Below are 17,168 nucleotides of genomic sequence, written 5' to 3'. Positions count from 1 at the left end.
AGCCAATATAATTGATGAATATATCGATTGTGGGGGTTTAAAGGGAAGTTGCGGTACAAGGCACGAAACGCTCAAGAGCTTTATTAATTGAGTTTTGTCTCAATGTTACGACCAACACAAGCTCGAATATGAACATTTTAGAGTATGGAATGTGTAACTCAAAAGGTCAGTCATTCAGAAGAGAAGCAATAAAAAAGATACACAAATCGAAAGGTAAGAAAAGCGAGCATTCAATAAACAGAGGTCGTAAAGGGAGGGGAGAAGATTGTCTTGGCGAGAGAATGTCTAGAGCAGAGGCATGCAATGAGCTTAACGGATGTGATTGAGTTGCGATGTCGTGTATTAATGGCAATGCACATAGTCGTTCGTGCATTGCCAATATGGCGTATCAAAGTTGGGTAGAAAGTGTCGGTAAGAAAGTCGGTAAGGGGGTGGGAGAGCTCTATAGACTCATTAAACTTTCGATCGACTCTTCTACAGAAAGGGTTTGATAATGATGAACGTGATTGCCTTTCTTTGCTTTAATGACGATAGCGTCAATATTTGACGAACCATGATGGTCGATGATACCAAGTGATTGTTCGACGGTTTTGCAAATTAAGGTTGAGTGATTTCTCAGCACAATGGTGCACGATTGTAAATACATAGCCAACATCCTGTTGTTTGTTTTTATGATTTTTGTCTCTTTTTTAAGCCGAGTAGACAAATTCTTACTGTTAAAATTAGCGAAAGGTCAGTTAACAATCAACCCTATGATGAGTTTAATCGCCACTTTTTTTAACAAACAGTATAGAGTTCCGAATATGGCGATAAAATCAGTAAAAAATACGTAAACTAAATCATGACTAACAGGGTCGGCCTAAGTGTCATTGCATTGGGATAAGGGGGAGAAAATGGATCATCAACAACGTCAATACCAGCTTGCTCGACAAGCAAGAGATGCTCGATTTGATGGGCAATTCTTTGTTGCGGTGAAAACGACGAAGATATTTTGTCGGCCCATTTGTCCCGCCAATTTACCCAAAGAAGAAAACGTTGAGTATTTTATTGATGCGGCTCAGGCGTTGCACGCAGGTTATCGTCCTTGTTTGCGTTGTCGGCCTGACAGCGCACCACATTCATGGGCATGGCGAGGCAGTTCAACGTCGTTTGAACGTGCATTAGCCCTCATCGAACAAGGGGCGTTGCAGCATGCGACATTAGAAGCATTGGCCGAAAGGCTGGGTATTAGCGACCGGTACTTGCGGCAGTTATTTCAAAAAAAGTTGGGTATGTCGCCGAAGCAGTACGCGCTTTATCACCAATTGATGTTTGCCAAGCAGCTCTTACATAGCAGCAATATGAGCATCATGGACATTGGTTTTGCCAGTGGTTTCAATAGTACACGTCGTTTTAATGATGCGTTTCAAAAAGCACTCAACTTGACCCCCGCGAAGTACGACGAACCGCTAATTTACCGCTGGAAACACACACCATCGAATTGAGCTACCATGGACCGTTTGCATGGCAATACGCTTTGGATTTCTATCGCCTTCGTGCTATCGAAGGGCTAGAGCGAGTAGGTGAAGATAGTTATCACCGCCGCTTCCAGTTGGGTGATGCGAGTGGTGAATTTTCGGTTTATTTTGGCCGTACGGCCAATAAAGTTCAGCTTGAATTTGACTTGTCTGACATCACTCAAATGAAGGGGTTGGTGAGGCAAGTGCGCCGCATGCTGGATTTAGATGTGGATACACAAGCCATTGAAGACCATTTTCATCACCTTGAACCGGCTTTGGTGCAACTTTCGGGTTTACGTATCCCTGGCGTTTGGAATGTGTGGGAAGCGGGCGTTAGAGCAATTCTCGGGCAGCAAGTTTCCATCAAAGCCGCGATCAATCAATTGAATTTATTGGTGAGTACACTGCAACCGCAAGGGGCCACTCACTTCCCCACGCCACAAGAGTTGGCACAAGCGGACTTAAGCTTTTTACGAATGCCACAAAGCCGCAAAGAGACGCTAAGCCGTTTTGCAGAGTTGATGATGCACAATTCTGACGCAGATTTTAGCCAATGGCTGGCATTGAAAGGCATTGGCCCTTGGACGGTGAGTTATGCCGCGTTGCGCGGGCTTTCTCAGCCGGATTGTTTTTTAGACGGAGATTTAGTCGTTAAAAAAGCAATGATTCAATTTCCTAACATTAATGCCAAATCGGTTGCCCCTTTTGGCAGCTACGCAACGTTTCACTTATGGAGTCATGCACAATGAAACGCTACACCGTGATGAAGACCCCCTTAGGGGAAATGACCTTACAAGCAAATGATGATGGGGTAACTGGCGCGTGGTTTGAGGTGAATACGACCTTGCCTGAGCATCTTGGAGAACGAGATGATCACTTCGCTCTGCTGGTTGAAACCATCAAGCAGCTTGATGAGTATTATTTAGGTATTCGAAATCAATTTGATTTGCCATTAGCGGCGACGGGCACCCCTTTTCAAATGCAAATCTGGCAAGCCTTAACGACGATTCCATTCGGTGAGACATGGAGTTATCAGGATTTAGCTAATGCCATCGGTAACCCTAGAGCCGTGAGAGCGGTGGGGTTGGCCAATGGGAAAAACCCGATTTCAGTCATTGTGCCTTGCCATCGTGTGATTGGCAAAAATGGCAAACTCACCGGTTACGCCGGGGGCGTGACCAGAAAAGCTGCACTGCTGAAGTTAGAACAAGGGTATTAAGGCTTGTTCTTGATGGGAGCGCTCGCGTATTGTTGAGGATCGAACAACGCTTTCTTTAGACTGAAAAAGTCGCAAGCCTCACGCGTTGCTAAAGTGGGTTGCTGCCAAGCGGCACATAGATCTTTTAGATTGTCACGCGCTCGACTGAATTGTCGACACTGTCCACATTTAAACATAGAGATTCCCTTCTATCCGATAGAAGGACAGCCTACGGCGTCTTGTGGTTTGTATTTTTGATCTAGAACGTTTTTATCGCGCCTGATTTAACGATGGTATTTAAATTGTGACCATTATTTCATGTTGGTGAAATAGGGTGAGATAAGCATCGGTTTTGAGGTAGGGGAGTTATTTAAGCCAACGGATATCGCCGTTGATTCTTATGTGCAGCGATGGGGCTTACAGTATGCGAGTAAGCACGCGGTGTTTGAAAGTCACCGCGTACTTGGTCATCGATTACTTGCTTGAAGTGCTCTGCGCTTATTACGCGTCTTTATTGATGCGCTTATGCATAGGAACATAATTCAAAATTGAGATAGGTAGCGGTTTAGCCGGTACAAATCCTTCAATTTCACGACGTTCTAGCAAATGGCCTAAGCGGCTTTCAATCATGCACAGGTTTTTGAAGTTATCACGTGACACAAACGAAATCGCTTCACCGCGCGCATCGGCACGACCAGTACGACCGATACGGTGTACATATTCGTCCGCAGGGAACGGCAAGTCATAGTTGATAACACGTGTTAGACCTTCAATATCGATACCACGAGCGCCCACGCCAGTTGCGATCATGTATTTAATTTTACCGGCTTTGAAATCTTGCAGTAGTTGAGTACGTACCGCTTGGCTACGTCCACTGTGGAAGGCTTCCGCTTCAATACCACGTTTCTCTAGCTGCTGTGCCAGTTTAGCGGCACCATGCTTGGTCTCGATGAAGATTAGGGTTTGATCCCAATCGTTCTCTTTGATCAGGTGGCTCAGTAACGCTGATTTCTTGTCTTTATCAACCGAGATCAACCACTGCTCAATGCTTTTCTTAGACGCTTGATTGGCCGCGATTGAAATTTCATATGGGTCGTACACCGCCGTTTTAGCCAGATCGCGCACTTTGTTTGATAGCGTTGCTGAGAACAGAAGGTGCTGAATGTCTTTTGGTAGACGATCTAGGATCTTATTGATGTCTTCGATAAAGCCCATATCCAGCATGCGGTCAGCTTCATCTAGCACCAGCATTTCAACTTCATCGAAGTGAATCGCATGTTGGCCATAAAGATCCAGCAAACGACCTGGTGTTGCGACTAGGATATCGACGCCTTCGATTAGCGCTTGTTTTTGTGATTTATCGTCAACACCACCGTACATCGCTAATGATGTTAGTGGCAGGTTTTGACCATAGTCACGCACTTTCTCTTCTACTTGGCACGCCAGTTCACGTGTTGGTGTCAAGATCAGTGCGCGGATGCGTTTTTTACGTTGAGTTTCGCCTTTGCTCAATTTTTCTAAGATAGGAAGCACGAAACTGGCCGTTTTACCGGTACCGGTTTGTGCGGCAGCAAGTAAGTCTTGGCCTTTTAGAATCTCAGGAATCGCTTTAGTTTGGATCGAGGTTGGCTTGGTATAGCCAAGCTGATTTAGTGCGTCTGTGATTGGTTGGCTTAAACCAAGTGTTGAGAATGGCATGATTAAACTCTGCATCAAAAAGTGGAAAGGGGCTTTTCGCCCCTTGTTATCGCGCTAAGTTTAGCATGAAGCCATCAGAGATGTTATGGATATATACCCGCCTGATTTGAGGCAGGTATACCGCTGACGGCTTCTCAAACCTGACCTTATCGCTGAGGCGATAGTCAGAACGTTTAGCTCGACTTGCTTAGAACATCTCTTTCTTCACTTCCGTATCTTCGGCCGCTTTCATGAGTTTCTTTTTATCTTCTTCGTGATGCTGCATTTTAGATCTCATTTCGGTTTTATGCTCTTTCATATCACCGTCATGCTTGTCCATCATCTTGTCTTGCTTATCCATCATTTTGTCATGGTTTTCATCCATGACTTTGTCACCTTTTTCTATCATTTTGTCTTTTGCAGCATCCATATCGACGGCGTCTGCGTGATGATCGGCCAGTGCTAACGGGCTAATAATTAAGGCACAAAGAAGAGAAAGTAGGGTGGGAATACGAACCATGGTGAACCTCTCATTGTTTACAAAGTCACTATTGAGTATTGACCAAGTTATGTGTTTTTCCTGTTTTACCGAGATGTTTTATAATAATTAGCCAGTAAGTGAGTGCTAACTGGCTAATTTAATATGACTTTTTCTATTCTAAAATAGTGCGCTGTTTAGCCACAGGTGGGCCATGATGCTGGCTGCGTAACCGAGTGCAATGACGGGCATCCATTTCAAATGGCCGAAGAAGGTGTATTTACCATGTGCTGCTCCCATAAGCGCGACACCCGCCGCAGACCCAATGGAGAGCAAACTGCCGCCAACCCCTGCCGTCAGTGTGACCAATAACCAGTTACCCATCGACATGTCAGGGTCCATGGTGAGAACGGCAAACATCACGGGAATGTTATCGACAATAGCGGATAAAATACCGACCATTATGTTGGCCCATACAGGGTTCCATTGAAGATACATGACCTCAGATACAAGGCTGAGGTAACCAATTAAACTGAGCCCGCCGACACACATGACCACCCCATAGAAAAACAATAATGTGTCCCACTCGGCATGGGAAACACGACGAAATACATCGAAGGGAACGACTGAACCTAAACGTTTTAACGCGAAATCGTCTCGATTCGCGATGGCCGCCATGGCTTTGCGCTTAAGAGAGCGTTTTAAGGTTCGACGTAAGAAAAAGCCAAAAAACTGTAAGTAGGCAAGCCCCATCATCATACCAATCACCGGTGGGAAATGGAGTACGGCATGAAAAGCGACGGCGGTGGCGATCGTTAAAATGAATAAGCCGACAATACGTCGTGCGCCACGTTTTAGTTCAACATGAACATGGGCGACATTGGGTTTCGTCCGTGGAATAAAACGCGACATGATCATGGCGGGCACCACATAGCTCACGACGGAGGGGATAAAGAGCGGCATAAATTCAGAAAACGAAACATGGCCAGCCTGCCACACCATCAAGGTGGTGATATCCCCAAATGGGCTGAATGCGCCGCCCGCGTTGGCGGCGACGACGATGTTAATACAAGCGAGATTGATAAAACGGGTATTATCGCCGCCCACTTTTAAGACAACGGCACACATCAATAGAGCGGTCGTTAAGTTATCGGCAATCGGCGAGATCAAAAAGGCTAAGACTCCCGTGAGCCAAAATAGCGCGCGGAAATCAAACCCTTTTCCAACCATCCAAGCTTGCAAGGCATCGAATAATTTCCGCTCTTCCATGGCATTGATATACGTCATGGCGACGAGCAAAAATAAGAGCAATTCGGCATATTCCAGCAAGTTGTGCTCGAGCGCGGCTTTGGCAATCTCGATTTGATTGTGCTGTGAGTAAACATAGCCGAGCATCGCCCAAATTAACCCCGCCGCCAAGAGAACGGGTTTGGACTTGCGCAATTGCAGGTGTTCTTCAAGCATGACGAGGGCATAAGCCACCGTGAAAATGACCAGCGCCACATAACCCGTTGTGGACTGCGTGAGAGCGAGGGGAAGCTCATCATTGCCAGAGGCAAAAACCACACCGGGGAAAAGTAATAAGGTGGCGCATGCTGGCCATAATCTTGTCATTCACTCAACTCCTTAAGTATTCACATTCCCATCCGATGCAATGTGGTTTGGTTGTCGGTGGTTTGAGGTTGGGTTGCCTATTCTCACGACGTTACCGCAAGCGCACTTGGAATAAGCGATTAATAAAACAACACTTTAGTCTAGGTGCTATTAATTTGTTTGGGTGTGACGTCGCCTTAATTCGAATCAATTGGCTAAATATTTAATACTTATCACTAATTCCATGAATATTTATCGTTGGAATTGTTATTAACTTGAGTTGGCGCGTGTTCATATTCATGCGTATTGTCACAAAATGTGACGTTAGATTGCAGGATATGAACAGAGTTAATGTCGATTTGATACGGATCAGTTCTCTAGCACAGCAATTGCCCCAGAATCGCGAGGTCTGTTCCTAAAAACTTTTGAGGTGTAAAAATGTCCACTCCCAATACAGATCGCAAGGTGACATGGGGATGCTATGTTGCTTTGGCTTTCGCTGTTGTGTTTTTCTCTGGTGCTATGCAATCGAGTGAATGGTACGGTGTTTTCGACTTTACGACGCTAAATGGCTCGTTCGGTAGCGTGGCATACGGCGTGCAAGAAACGGCTGATGGCGTGCAAGCGACAATGACATCATTCCGTGGTAAAGGCGGTAGCGGTGCTCGCGATGGTTTCATCTTTGCGTTAACGCTAATTCCTACCGTTATGTTCGCTTTGGGCGTCATCAATGTTCTTGAGCACTACGGTGCACTTGATGCAGCACGCAAACTGCTTACACCACTACTTCGCCCTCTTATGGGTATCCCAGGTAGTTCAGGTCTAGCTTTGATCGCTTCTCTACAAAGTACGGATGCGGGTGCGGCAATGACGCGTCAGCTGAAAGATGAAGGCCGTCTAACTAAGCGTGAAACGGATGTATTTACTATGTTCCAGTTCACTGCTGGTGCGGCAATCGTTAACTTCTTCTCGTCAGGCGCAGTGCTATTTACGCTAACGCTGGCAGATGGTTCTATGGCGGTGACGTCTTCTATCGGTCTTGCTGTCGCGGTGATGTTTGTATTCAAGTTTGTAGGCGCTAACTTATTCCGCATCTACCTAAACATCACTGAAGGCAAAGAAGATAAAAACGAAGAAGCACGTCTACAAGAGGAGAAAGCATAATGAGCGAAGTTAAAGCTAAAAAACCAATGGTTACTGATATCTTTGTTGAAGGCGCTAAAAAAGGCTGGGTAATCGCAACGACTTCTACAGTACCAAACGTATTGATGGCATTCGTAATCATCAAAGCACTACAAATTACGGGTGCGTTGGATCTGATGGGTACGGTTTTTGCTCCTATCATGGCAATTTTTGGTCTTCCTGGTGAAGCGGCAGCAGTACTGATTGGCGCATGGATGTCAATGGGCGGCGCTGTGGGCGTTGTGATCACTTTGTTTGACCAAGGTATCCTAAACGGTGCACACATTGCGATTCTTGCACCGGCTATCTACCTAATGGGTTCTCAAGTTCAATACATGGGTCGTATCATGGGTCCTATCGGCACAGAAGGTCGCTACATCCCAGTGATGATCGCTATCTCTGTTCTGAACGCGTTTGGTGCAATGCTTGTGATGAACCTATTTGTTTAAGGATACGTAATGAATTTTTCTCTAAATGAATATCTAGAAGAGCTTCGCCCACTGATTGATGTGGATTGTGGCACTTACACCGTTGAAGGTATCGAATTCATCGCAACTCAGTTTGAAGCAAAATTTGCGGATATGGCGGGTTGGAGTGTTAAACGTGTCGATTGTGGTAAAGCCGGTCTTGGCCTAGAAATCCGCAATAAGCCAGACGCTGAAATCATCGACGTGATGATGATTGGTCACATGGACACCGTATTCCCAGTGGGTACGGCAGCCGCTCGTCCAATGACGAACGATGCAGAAAAAGCCTACGGCCCTGGCGTTTCAGACATGAAATCAGGTCTGCTAAACGTGGTTTACGCAATGCGTAACCTCGATCAAGCGGTGCTAGACAAATTGTCTATCTGTATCTGTATGAACCCAGATGAAGAGACAGGCTCTCTTGATTCGGTTGAATGGATTCAGTCTGTGGCGAAAAACGCGAAAAACGTTTTGGTTGCGGAAGCGGCTCGTGCAGACGGCGGTTTAGTGAAAGCGCGTAAAGGCATGGCGGGTTACAAAATCACCTTTAAGGGTGTGGCTGCTCATGCAGGTAACGAACCTGAAAATGGCCGTAGTGCAATCACTGAGATGGCAAACTGGATTCTTGCGATCAATGCGATGACTAACTTCGAATCAGGCACAACGTTAAACGTTGGCGTGGTATCGGGTGGTGCTGGCGCAAACATCGTTCCTGAAGCTGCTCACGCTGTGATTGATGTTCGCTTCTGGAGCAACGAAGAGTACGACGATGTTGACACTAAGCTACGTGCAATGCTTGAAACACCGTTCGTTGATGGTGTCTCTATCGCGATGGAACGTGAGGCTTACAAGCCTTCAATGGTGGCAAGCCCACTGACTGAAGCGCTAATGGCATTAGTCGAAGAGTCTGCTGAAGAGCTTGAAATCGCAATCAACTGGAAAGAAGTTGGTGGTGGTTCGGATGCAAACAACACGGCAATTCTAGGCGTACCAACACTGGACGGTTTCGGCCCAGTTGGCGCAGGTTTCCACAGCGATCAAGAATACTTGCTGTTGGAATCGATTGAGCCACGTATCCGTATGTTGATGCGTGTACTAGAGAAGCTAGCGAAATAATTTTTCGCGCAGTGCCAATTTAGTTCCCCAATACAATCCCTCAACCTCGGTTGGGGGATTTTTTTATCATTAATCCCATGTTCATCTAACGACGGCTAAACTTTGAGGTAAAATGGCCAACATAATTCTGTTTCAATAAAGTCGGGAGGTAAAAATGAACTCCACAATAGAGTCGCTGAATGAACCCATTGGCGCGCAGGAAAATAAGGTTGCAGAGCCCACGCTGGCAATGCTTGATGAGCAGAAATCCGCTCCTGATGAACGAACATTTTGGCGTAAAGTCAAACGGTCAGCGAAGAAGTTAGGTGAAGAAATCGCCGTTACGGGCATCAAATCTTGGTTGGCGATGACCGATTCACAAACCTCGGTACGCCATAAGGCGATATTGGGTGGCGCATTGGCTTATTTCGTTTTGCCTACTGACATGGTGCCTGATGTGTTAGCTGGGGTAGGGTTTACCGATGATATGGCGGCGATGACATTGGCTGCCAACACGGTTGGCAATGCGATCACCGAACAGCATGAACAAGCAGCGCGCGACAAATGGGACTCAATGGGGGAGTAAGCATTGAGAAGAGAAGAGAAGAGAAGAGGGAGTGCGCCCTGTATCATCAATACCCGCAAGAGTTTGGCGACAAGTTTGGCGAACAACAGTGAGACAAATCGTCAGTCTGACGTTACAATTTGGCCAAATTAAATAAGTGGAATTAATATGAAAATCTGGGTTGATGCGGATGCGTGTCCTGTCGTGATCAAAGAGGTGCTATTTCGTGCCGCGCAACGTACTGGCGTAGAAGTGACTTTTGTTGCTAACCAGTTTATCCGTACTCCGGCGGCGGCCAATATAACCAGTTTGCAAGTAGAAGCGGGCTTTGATGTTGCCGATAACGAGATTGTAAAACGTACAGAAGCGGGCGATCTCATTATTACCGGTGATATTCCACTGGCTGATGAGGTGATCACCAAAGGTGGCCACGCATTAAGTTCACGCGGTGAGTTATTTACCAAAGAGAACATAAAAGCACGCCTGAATATTCGTGATTTTATGGAAACAATGCGCAGTAGCGGTATTCAAAGTGGTGGACCTGCACCAATGAATCAGGCCGATCGCCAACAATTTGCCAACCAACTCGACAAATGGTTGGTGCAGTGGCAGCGTGCGCAAAAGTAGCCCGTCGTTCTAACCGAACCATCTCAATATACCCAGTAAATGGCATCGATTTGAGTCGATGCTCACGATCCCCTTGTCTTAGGGGGAGGCTGGGTATAGTAAGCATTCACCTTCTTTTCGCTAGTCCGTCTCTCTTGACTACGTTTACTTGTGCTCATGCAGCTATTCACACATGAGTGACGAGCGTGACTTACCCATGCGCTCAGTTTGATGTCATCAGTGCCTCGCCACTAATGCCTGGCCAAGAAGGCCTTACCAGCGAGAACGATAACTGCGGTGACAGCTGCGGCATGTTTGCTGTGCAGCATCAATGCCTTGCTCAGCAAGCTCTGCGTTCTGTTGTTTCACTGCGCGATAGAGCTCTTCGAAGCCTTGGTCCATTTCATTCATCAATTGCCCAAATTCAGCGGGCTGCTGCCAGACTTTCTCATTGGCTTTGCTGCCGTCTTGGCTCCCTTGTGGAAAACTGTGCTGTAAGTATTCGCCGGATGCTTTTAGTTGTGATGCGGTGATCTCCAATTGTGCCCAATCAGTATCACTTCCGTCCAAACTCTCCGAAGCCTTATCAAGTTGCTGTTCGATATGCACAAAATGTTGTTGGCGATCTTTAATGATATCGGCGCTGCTATTGGCAAGTGCGAGACATGGGGTCATTAACGTGAGTAGGGCTAAGGCAAGATTCATATTATTACGCTCTGTAGAGTAGTTTGTCGTTGAAACCTAATTTACACAACAATAGTTGCGATCGCAACAGTTGTCATGTAAATTAAATGGCAAGACAATAACGGTGCGAATGTTTTCACACCTAAATGACTGAATACACGAGAAATGAGAGTCAATATGAAAATTTGGGATTTAGCGACACGTCTTTATCACTGGCTACAAGCGTTGCTGTTTATGGGATTACTTGTAAGTGGTCACTCAGGTAATGGCCCGCATGTACAATTGGGCTTAGCACTATTGACCTTAATTGTATGGCGATTGATTTGGGGCGTGGTTGGTAGTGAAACCAGTCGCTTTCGCTATTTTGTGTCCTCTCCAATGACAACAATGCAATACGCGGTAGGCCGAGTTAAGGCAAAAGTAGGACACAATCCGCTAGGGGCTTGGATGGTGATTAGCCTATTGTTGGCACTATTGATCCAATGTTTGTCCGGGCTTGCTCTGGCTGGGTTACTCGATGGTTTGCCACTGGCACACTTATGGTTAACTGACGATGTCTTCGATCTATTAGTGCAGACGCATGTCGTGTTAGCGAAAGTTCTGCCTGCGCTGGTGGCGGTGCACCTCGCGGCGATTTTACTGTATAAATTACGTGGCAAAGGCTTGGTTAAGGCGATGATCACTGGCGTGCAATCGCAAGTTGACTCTGCACAGCCGGTTGTATTTGCTTCACAAGGCTACGCATTTTTAATGCTAGTCGTCGCCTCATTAGTTACTATGGCAATAATTGCATTATCAATTATTTAAGTAATGGTCTAATGATGAATGACACCTTTGATAGACAATCGAGTTTTGGTTGGATGATTAACGTCGTCGCCGTTAAAGCGGAAAAAATGTTCGATGCTGAGCTGAAAAAACAAGGCTTAAGTGTTGCCCTATGGCCCACCATGATGTGTTTGTGGGAAGAGGAAGGGGTGACACAGCGAGACATCGCGGAAAAATCGAAAGTGGAGAACTCCACGACAACACGCACACTCGACAAGCTGGAACACTTAGGTTTGGTGGAGCGCAGAGCCGATCCTAATAGTCGCCGTTCATATCGTATTTATTTGACAGACAAGGGTAAAAATCTGAAAGAGCAGTTATTGCCTATCCCAATAGCGGTGAATCAAGCGATGCTAAGTAGCTTAGAAAGTGAAGAGCAAGCACAGATGATCGCTTTGCTTAAAAAAATGGTGGCAGCGGTGTAAACGCCATGTTTTGTCAAGGTGATAAAAGGCGCGTCGAGAATAGGTAAACTTCAGGGTTTACTTTTGGTTTCGTCATAGTATGATGCGCGCTGATTATTTTGCTGATGTACCCTGACCTTGATTAAACGTACTTTCTTCACCACCTTAGTGACCTCGCTGTTCTCATTCTCTGCACAAGCCGAATCTTTTTCGCTGCCTATTTGGAAAGACAAGGCGGAGGCGCTCGGTTATGAACTGCCGAAAGCCGTGGGCTTTAGCGTAAGCTATATGACACTAGAGCAAGGCATCAGTGTTGATTCGATAGAATTGACTGGAATGCCTATCGTTGATGTATTTGGCCTCGAACTCGAAGCAAACGGTGGTACGCAAAAAACCGAAGTAATGACGCTCCGTGCTGATGTATGGTTACTGCCATTCCTTAACGTATACGGTTTATTGGGCGCTCTGGATGGTTACTCCCAAACGGAAGTGTCGATAACGAGAAAAAATGCTCGCTCGCCTAAAATGGCGCCGATTGATTTTAAATTGGATCTTGAAGGGTATACTTCAGGATTGGGCTTTGTGCTTGCGGGTGGTTATAAGAATGTATTTGGCTTGGTTGACGTCAATTATTCTAAGACCAAGCTGTCGATTATTGATGGTGAAATCGACGCGATAGTGATTTCACCACGTGTTGGTTATGACCTTACTAAGCATGGTGTCCCTCTTCGCGTATGGGCGGGAGCCATGTATCAAGATGTCGAGCAAACACTGTCGGGTAGCTTAAAAGATATCAACGCACATTTACCTGAAAAAGCAAAATTTACGGTTAATCAGCACCTCACTACTAAGTGGAACCCGTTATTGGGCTTGCAATACCAAGTGACAGACAGCTGGTACTTGCTTGGAGAAGTCGGGCTTGGCGATCGTAAAAGCGCTTTTGTCTCTATCGACCACCGTTTTTAATCCGATCGGCTTGATTTAGATAGCGATATTTTGATTGTTTAAAAGCCGCCTAGCGTTATCGTTAGGCGGCTTTTTTATGGTCTGATGCAATCGAACAGGATGATTTTAATCGCGCAAGCGGCCACGTAGTGATTTGGTTTGGCTCTTAATGCCTTTCGCTTTGAGACGACGTTCTTTCGACCCTTTGGTGGGTTTAGTCGCACGGCGATGTTTTTGCACGACGGTTGCCGCTCTGATGAGTTCCGCTAAGCGATTGAGCGCATCTTCTTTATTTTGCTCTTGAGTACGAAATTGCTGCGCTTTAATCGTAATCACGCCTTCTTTTGAGATGCGCGAGTCTTTTAGCGCCAATAACCGCTCTTTATAGAAAGCGGGTAAAGAAGAGTGGTTGATATCAAATTGCAAATGTATCGCAGAGGAAACCTTATTCACATTTTGACCACCGGCGCCTTGGGCGCGAATGGCGGTTAATTGAATTTCCCAAGCTTGTAGAGTGACGGTATTCGATATTGTTAGCATAATTTGTTGCCCCCTAATGAGGGCGTCTTGTTGATAGAGAATGTCATTGAGTCGTGCTTACTTTAGCACAACGGCTTTAGCATCGCGGCCGTTTGTTCACCCATGGCTATGAGTTTATCTAGAATACGCTCCCCATCGGCTCTAAGGCCGTTGTGCTCATATTCATTGGTAATCCAAGCATTCGCATTTGGGATACCGGCCAGTGTTTCACGGCTAAAATCCATTTCCACAAACATATCATCGGCATAGACCGCACAGCTGACAGGCACCGTATTGTTCGCCAACTGCTCAGCATTATAGAGCGTTGGCCAATCGGTTTTCGCAGCGAGTATTTCAGCCGCTTGTTGCAGAGGCTTGAGGTTGGTGTATTGCTCAAACATCCACGGGAAGACCATTTCGCCGGTAAAGTAAAATGGCTGGCCTTTTTGATAGTTAAAGGCTGCCCATTCATTACGTACGCGATGAGCGCTCCAATTTGATGCGTTACCTTGGCAGTAAATCGATTCATGCAAAATGGCGTAGATGGGGTTGGTTTGAAAGCCTTGCTCGCTGAGCATGGTGTTTAGAAATTCGTAGCGCAGCTGAGGTTGCCCAGATACTTCAATAAAGGCATTTTCGAGCTGGTAATACGTTGCAATAAAGCTGTCGCTCATGCCGAAGTTAATGCCGATTTGCTGAAATTGCTCGACGGTAAAAAGCTGGCCGTTAGGCAGGAATTCTTCATGATCAATTAGGTGATCAGCAATGGCTTGGCACAGGCTTTGCGCTTGAGGAAATTGTCGAAAGAACGCTTGGTTCTTATCCATGGTACGTTTGAATGTCGCGCGGTAAACATCATCGGCAGGGCGACAAATCGACGGCACTCCACCAGTAATGTAGCTGCGTAATAGACTTTGGGGAAACAGTGACAGATAAGTCAAAGAGCAAAAACCACCAAAGCTCTGACCAAGAATCGCCCATTGCTCTACTGCGAATTGTTGGCGGATAAATTCTGCATCTCGCACAATGTTATCCGCACGAAAATGACTTAAGTATTCCGCTTGTTGTGTGGCGGTTAAAGGCGCTAAGGTTTGGTGAGATATAACACTGCTGTGGCCGGTGCCGCGTTGATCAAGCAGCAAGACACGATAGTCTTGTAAAGCGCGTTTTAACCAGCCACCATGACCATTTGGGCGCTGAGCAGGAAAGCCTGGGCCGCCTTGAAAATACACCAGCCAAGGTTTATGACTGAGCTCATCACCGGCTAAGCGCACTTCACGAGCAAAGAGCGTTAGCGTACCTTGATTGGTATCGCGATAGTTCAGCGGTACGGTGAAGTAGTGCGGGAGATAGTGAACCCCGTCATTAATAAAGGCTTGTGCTTGTGTCATTAAAACGATTCCTAACGTTGCTTTATCACTACTTTACTGTGAATTCGCTATTTCACCAATCGTCAGTGCGCACATTAACGGCTTATCGTAAAAACATAATGTATGAAGTGGGTATGTGGGTGCTTTCAACTCGCTTTTTTGATTGAGGCCGGGGGGTTATCGATCAAAAGGCACATTATCAAGCTTCCAAAAATCGAGGACGTGTCGAGTATCCTGACAGAGCCCTTTGAAAATTTGATAGTTAGGTTGGTAGTCAGCCCCTAAGTAAGTGGTGCGAATTAACTCTCCGGTTTTGACATCGACTTGAGTCACGACTCTTCCTTTAAAGTTCTGAAATAAAACGAACTGTTCGCTTAGATAGACCGTCTGCTCTCGATAAAATAGAAAGGTATCTGACGTGTCTAACAACTCGCATTTTAGCGGTAATGAGTTTGGCCCAATGGAAGAGGCGGGGGTGGTTAATAACAGTACGGCAAAAATGACAGTATTCATAAGAATCGTCCCGAGGAAAGCCAGAATGTTCTCTTAGTATAGGAGCCGGATACGCAACAGGGACACAAACACGTCTTATAATTGAGAATAATTTTTTGCCTAAATCAGTGATATTCATTTTTGTATAAGGGCACCGATAAAATTGTCACTGGATGAGAATTTCCGGAATCAATCAGTCGTGTTGATGTTTCTTTACACGGTACTCTGTGTTCTTAGGGATGATAAAGGTGGCAATACAGTGAACTTAATTGTGAATGTACACAAAGGTGTGCGGAAAGTGGGATTTGAAATGGCCACTCGCCAAGCCTGGAAATGCGGTATGAAAGCTAACCTCGTCAATTGTGTTGTCGGCATTGCAAAGGGCAAGGTGGTCTGTGTGATTGAAGGGTGCCGTGCTGAGCTGTCTACGCCATTAAATAACCCACTGCATGATGACAGTAAGCAAGGGCGTTATATTTTTATTGGCGGCGTTTGCTGGGAGCCTAACTCACTATTAGCCCCGGGCTTTCCTGAATTAATGTTTATGCATTTACGCAATGCGACAAGCAAGCATAAGTACATGACAGATGATGAATTGATCTTGAATCTAGCCTAGCGGAATTCACCATCAATGTGCGGTTAAAAGCGATTATTTACACCAATAAAAAAGAGGCCGAGGCCTCTTTTTTCATATAACGCTTTCCACTTTCACGTGGTAAAAATTAGAAGCCTTTGATGTTTTCAGCTTCTAGTTCAGTGAAATACTTAACGGTTTTCACTTTAAGTTCTTGAGTTGCTGGCTCATCACACACGATCACCGCTTTAGGGTGTAACTGAAGTGCAGAAACAGTCCAAAGGTGGTTAACACTGCCTTCAACCGCAGCTTCAAGTGCTTGAGCTTTGTTGTGGCCTGTCACCAAGATCATGACTTCTTGAGAATCAAGAAGCGTACCCACACCGATAGTCAGTGCGTATTTAGGCACTTGCTTGATATCGCCGTCAAAGAAACGTGAGTTTGCAATGCGAGTATCTTCAGTCAATGTTTTGATACGAGTACGTGAAGACAGAGAAGACGCTGGCTCGTTAAACGCGATGTGACCATCATTACCCACGCCGCCCATAAATAGGTGAATACGGCCGTAAGCTTTGATTTTGTCTTCGTAACGTTGGCATTCTGCGTCGATGTCTGCAGCATTACCATTCAGAAGGTTAATGTTCTCTTCTTGGATATCAACGTGGTTGAAGAAATTGTTGTACATGAAAGAGCGGTATGACTCTGGGTGATCCGCAGGGATACCAATGTACTCATCCATGTTAAAAGTAACGACGTGCTTAAAGCTAACTTCGCCAGCTTTGTGCAGTTCAATTAGTGCATTGTAAGTTGTTAGAGGCGTACCACCAGTTGGTAGACCTAGAACGAATGGACGCTCAGCAGTTGGTGCGAAATCGTTAATGCGTTTTACGATATGCGCTGCTGCCCATTTACCTACTTGTGCTGCTTGTTGAAGCGGGATAAGTCTCATTTTTTGCCCCTAATTATTAGAATGTGATCTGCTGCATACATTAATT

Annotated in this window: 20 protein-coding genes and 1 pseudogene; 11 read left to right on the top strand and 10 right to left on the bottom strand. The window is 45.8% G+C overall.

The annotated features are described in order from the left end of the window. Positions 1 to 442 precede the first annotated feature (442 nt). Positions 443 to 646, bottom strand: a complete 204-nt coding sequence (locus OJ16_RS16010) for a hypothetical protein (protein ID WP_040992246.1) — start codon at positions 644 to 646, stop codon at positions 443 to 445. Positions 647 to 893: 247 nt separating this feature from the next. Here OJ16_RS16010 and OJ16_RS16005 point away from each other — a divergent pair. Both OJ16_RS16005 and OJ16_RS16000 read left to right on the top strand, forming a co-directional pair. Then, positions 894 to 2,248, top strand: a pseudogene (locus tag OJ16_RS16005) (AlkA N-terminal domain-containing protein). Then, positions 2,245 to 2,718, top strand: a complete 474-nt coding sequence (locus tag OJ16_RS16000) for a methylated-DNA--[protein]-cysteine S-methyltransferase (protein ID WP_040992245.1) — start codon at positions 2,245 to 2,247, stop codon at positions 2,716 to 2,718. The pseudogene OJ16_RS16005 and the gene OJ16_RS16000 overlap by 4 nt, the downstream one beginning before the upstream one ends. Here OJ16_RS16000 and OJ16_RS20100 read toward each other — a convergent pair. From OJ16_RS20100 to nhaD, 4 genes are all read right to left on the bottom strand, one after another. Continuing rightward, entirely contained in the window at positions 2,715 to 2,894 is a 180-nt protein-coding gene (locus OJ16_RS20100) for a hypothetical protein (protein WP_040992244.1), read from the bottom strand. The genes OJ16_RS16000 and OJ16_RS20100 overlap by 4 nt on opposite strands. A gap of 304 nt (positions 2,895 to 3,198) precedes the next feature. Beyond that, positions 3,199 to 4,395, bottom strand: coding sequence for a DEAD/DEAH box helicase (locus OJ16_RS15990; protein ID WP_040992243.1), 1,197 nt, complete (start codon positions 4,393 to 4,395; stop codon positions 3,199 to 3,201). Between the two features lie 187 nt (positions 4,396 to 4,582). Further along, on the bottom strand, positions 4,583 to 4,894 hold the full coding sequence (locus OJ16_RS15985) for a hypothetical protein (RefSeq protein ID WP_040992242.1): 312 nt from the start codon (positions 4,892 to 4,894) through the stop codon (positions 4,583 to 4,585). 138 nt (positions 4,895 to 5,032) lie between these two features. After that, a complete protein-coding gene (gene nhaD / locus OJ16_RS15980) occupies positions 5,033 to 6,466 on the bottom strand; it encodes a sodium:proton antiporter NhaD (protein ID WP_040992241.1) in 1,434 nt (477 codons plus the stop codon). 417 nt (positions 6,467 to 6,883) lie between these two features. On the opposite strand from nhaD, the gene OJ16_RS15975 reads away from it, so the two are divergent. The 5 genes from OJ16_RS15975 to OJ16_RS15955 all read left to right on the top strand — a co-directional run bounded on the left by OJ16_RS15975 (position 6,884) and on the right by OJ16_RS15955 (position 10,381). Continuing rightward, the gene (locus tag OJ16_RS15975) at positions 6,884 to 7,609 is read left to right on the top strand and encodes a nucleoside recognition domain-containing protein (protein ID WP_040992240.1); all 726 of its coding nucleotides are present in this window, start codon (positions 6,884 to 6,886) and stop codon (positions 7,607 to 7,609) included. Next, on the top strand, positions 7,609 to 8,076 hold the full coding sequence (locus OJ16_RS15970) for a YjiG family protein (RefSeq protein WP_040992239.1): 468 nt from the start codon (positions 7,609 to 7,611) through the stop codon (positions 8,074 to 8,076). The genes OJ16_RS15975 and OJ16_RS15970 overlap by 1 nt, the downstream gene beginning before the upstream one ends. Positions 8,077 to 8,085: 9 nt before the next feature. Continuing rightward, complete coding sequence (locus OJ16_RS15965) at positions 8,086 to 9,210, top strand: M20 family metallopeptidase (RefSeq protein ID WP_040992238.1); 1,125 nt, start codon at positions 8,086 to 8,088, stop codon at positions 9,208 to 9,210. A gap of 229 nt (positions 9,211 to 9,439) precedes the next feature. Next, positions 9,440 to 9,775: a YkvA family protein gene (locus OJ16_RS15960; protein WP_052810394.1), complete on the top strand. Its 336-nt coding sequence runs from the start codon at positions 9,440 to 9,442 to the stop codon at positions 9,773 to 9,775. A 147-nt stretch (positions 9,776 to 9,922) separates the two neighbouring features. Then, positions 9,923 to 10,381: a YaiI/YqxD family protein gene (locus OJ16_RS15955; RefSeq protein WP_040992237.1), complete on the top strand. Its 459-nt coding sequence runs from the start codon at positions 9,923 to 9,925 to the stop codon at positions 10,379 to 10,381. A gap of 252 nt (positions 10,382 to 10,633) precedes the next feature. Here OJ16_RS15955 and OJ16_RS15950 read toward each other — a convergent pair whose 3' ends face one another. Then, the gene (locus OJ16_RS15950) at positions 10,634 to 11,065 is read right to left on the bottom strand and encodes a cytochrome c (protein ID WP_040992236.1); all 432 of its coding nucleotides are present in this window, start codon (positions 11,063 to 11,065) and stop codon (positions 10,634 to 10,636) included. A 156-nt stretch (positions 11,066 to 11,221) separates the two neighbouring features. On the opposite strand from OJ16_RS15950, the gene OJ16_RS15945 reads away from it, so the two are divergent. From OJ16_RS15945 to OJ16_RS15935, 3 genes are all read left to right on the top strand, one after another. After that, complete coding sequence (locus OJ16_RS15945; RefSeq protein WP_040992235.1) at positions 11,222 to 11,851, top strand: cytochrome b/b6 domain-containing protein; 630 nt, start codon at positions 11,222 to 11,224, stop codon at positions 11,849 to 11,851. 14 nt (positions 11,852 to 11,865) lie between these two features. Beyond that, complete coding sequence (locus tag OJ16_RS15940) at positions 11,866 to 12,294, top strand: MarR family winged helix-turn-helix transcriptional regulator (protein WP_040992731.1); 429 nt, start codon at positions 11,866 to 11,868, stop codon at positions 12,292 to 12,294. Between the two features lie 117 nt (positions 12,295 to 12,411). Next, entirely contained in the window at positions 12,412 to 13,239 is an 828-nt protein-coding gene (locus tag OJ16_RS15935; protein ID WP_040992234.1) for a hypothetical protein, read from the top strand. Positions 13,240 to 13,344: 105 nt separating this feature from the next. On the opposite strand, the gene arfB is transcribed toward OJ16_RS15935, so the two are convergent. The 3 genes from arfB to OJ16_RS15920 form a co-directional block, all read right to left on the bottom strand. Then, a complete protein-coding gene (gene arfB, locus OJ16_RS15930; RefSeq protein ID WP_040992233.1) occupies positions 13,345 to 13,758 on the bottom strand; it encodes an alternative ribosome rescue aminoacyl-tRNA hydrolase ArfB in 414 nt (137 codons plus the stop codon). A gap of 62 nt (positions 13,759 to 13,820) precedes the next feature. Further along, the gene (locus tag OJ16_RS15925; RefSeq protein WP_040992232.1) at positions 13,821 to 15,128 is read right to left on the bottom strand and encodes an alpha/beta fold hydrolase; all 1,308 of its coding nucleotides are present in this window, start codon (positions 15,126 to 15,128) and stop codon (positions 13,821 to 13,823) included. A 156-nt stretch (positions 15,129 to 15,284) separates the two neighbouring features. Next, on the bottom strand, positions 15,285 to 15,620 hold the full coding sequence (locus OJ16_RS15920; RefSeq protein ID WP_040992231.1) for a hypothetical protein: 336 nt from the start codon (positions 15,618 to 15,620) through the stop codon (positions 15,285 to 15,287). A 238-nt stretch (positions 15,621 to 15,858) separates the two neighbouring features. On the opposite strand from OJ16_RS15920, the gene OJ16_RS15915 reads away from it, so the two are divergent. After that, positions 15,859 to 16,215 (top strand): hypothetical protein, encoded by a 357-nt coding sequence (locus OJ16_RS15915; protein ID WP_040992230.1) that lies wholly within the window; start codon positions 15,859 to 15,861, stop codon positions 16,213 to 16,215. 106 nt (positions 16,216 to 16,321) lie between these two features. Here the strand turns inward: OJ16_RS15915 and nagB are convergent, their stop codons facing one another. Continuing rightward, complete coding sequence (gene nagB, locus OJ16_RS15910; protein ID WP_040992229.1) at positions 16,322 to 17,122, bottom strand: glucosamine-6-phosphate deaminase; 801 nt, start codon at positions 17,120 to 17,122, stop codon at positions 16,322 to 16,324. Between the last annotated feature and the right edge of the window lie 46 nt (positions 17,123 to 17,168).

It is taken from the genome of Vibrio renipiscarius, assembly GCF_000827885.1.
In the GTDB taxonomy this organism is placed as follows: Bacteria; Pseudomonadota; Gammaproteobacteria; order Enterobacterales; family Vibrionaceae; genus Vibrio; species Vibrio renipiscarius.
This window is presented reverse-complemented; position numbering and strand designations above follow the sequence as displayed.